This is a genomic window from Streptomyces sp. DvalAA-14 (assembly GCF_900091855.1).
Lineage (GTDB): Bacteria > Actinomycetota > Actinomycetes > Streptomycetales > Streptomycetaceae > Actinacidiphila.
Genome location: NZ_FMCH01000495.1, coordinates 1 through 1,445, shown reverse-complemented (window position 1 = coordinate 1,445; position 1,445 = coordinate 1). Strand labels below are relative to the sequence as shown.

At 74.9% G+C, this 1,445-nt stretch carries 1 protein-coding gene; it reads right to left on the bottom strand.

Going from position 1 to position 1,445, the window contains the following annotated elements; genetic code table 11:
* Positions 1 to 9 precede the first annotated feature (9 nt).
* A complete protein-coding gene (locus GA0115240_RS26535; protein WP_093740409.1) occupies positions 10 to 1,395 on the bottom strand; it encodes a pyridoxal phosphate-dependent decarboxylase family protein in 1,386 nt (461 codons plus the stop codon).
* Between the last annotated feature and the right edge of the window lie 50 nt (positions 1,396 to 1,445).

Here is a 1,445-nt window from a genome sequence, read left to right as displayed (position 1 = left end):
TCGGAGCGTTCATCGGGTGGTGCAGCCTTCCGTCGTGAGCTGGAGGAGCGCGTCGAGGTCTTCCGGGCGCAGGTAGGGATTGAGCAGGGTCGCCTTGAGCCAGAGCCGGCCGTCGGCGCGGGCCCGGCCGAAGACCGCGCGGCCGTCGTACAGCAGGCGCCGACGCAAGTCGGCGATCCGGTCGTCGTCGGCGCCGCGGGGCCGGAACAGCACGGTGCTGATGGTCGGCTGCCGGTGGAGCACCAGGTCGGGGTGCTGCTCGACCTTCGCGGCCAGTTCCCGGGCCCGGTCGCAGACGGTGTCGACCAGGGCGGCCATGCCTTCGCGGCCGAGGGCGCGCAGGGTGACGGCGAGCTTGAAGATGTCCGGGCGGCGGGTGGTGCGCAGCGACCGGCCGAGGAGGTCCGGCAGCCCGGCGTCGGTGTCGTCGTCGGCGTTCAGATAGTCGGCCTGGTGGTCCAGCGGGCGCAGCGCCGCGCTGTCGGGAACGGCGAGCAGTCCGGCCGCGATCGGCTGCCAGCCGAGTTTGTGCAGGTCCAGGGTGACCGACACGGCGGACTGGAGTCCGTCGAGTTTGGCGGCCTCGCGTCCGCTGAACAGCAGCGGGCCGCCGTAGGCGGCGTCGACATGGAGCTCGGCGCGGTAGTGGGCGGCGGCCGCGGCGATCTGCGGCAGCGGGTCGATGGCCCCGGTGTCGGTGGTGCCGGCGGTGGCCACCACCAGGGCCCGCACCGGCAGTTCGTCCAGTGCGGCGGCCACCGCGGCCGGGTCCAGTACGCCGGCCGGTGTGTCCACCACCATCGGGTGCGGCAGTCCCAGCAGCCAGGCCGCGCGCCGCACGCTGTGGTGGGCGCTGGCCCCGCACACCACCTGGAGCCGGGGACCGCCGGCCGCGCGTTCCCTGGCGAGCAGCAGCGCCAACTGGTTGGACTCGGTGCCGCCGGTGGTGACCACCGCGTCGGGCGCGGGCAGGTCGGGGAAGACGAGTGCCGCCAGGGCCGCGGTGACCCGGATCTCCAGTTCGCCGGCGGCGGCGCACTGGTCCCAGGAGTCCAGCGAGGGGTTCAGCGCGGACGCGGCCAGGTCGGCGGCGGCGGCGACGGCCAGCGGCGGGCAGTGCAGATGGGCGGCGCAGAAGGGCTCGGCGGGGTCGGGGGTGCCCTCGGCGAGCATCCGTACGAGGGTGTGCAGGGCCTCGCGCTCGCCGCGGCCGTCCCGGGGCATCGCCTCGCCCAGCGTTTCCCGGACGCCGGTGGCCACCGCCTCGGGCCCGCCGCGGGGCATCGGCCCACCGCGCCTGCGGGCCCCTTCGACCAGTGCGTTGAGCGCGACCTCGACCAACGGCCGCAACTCCTCCGCCCCTTGTCGTCCTCCGGCAAGAGCGGGCATCGGCATCGGCGGTCCTCGTGGTTCGGCGTATCGCTGGTTCGCCGTGCTCAACGATG

What these genes read in the sequence shown, in the direction of transcription:
- GA0115240_RS26535 (WP_093740409.1), bottom strand. Translation starts at nt 1,395, where the DNA reads ATGCCGATGCCCGCTCTTGCCGGAGGACGACAAGGGGCGGAGGAGTTG.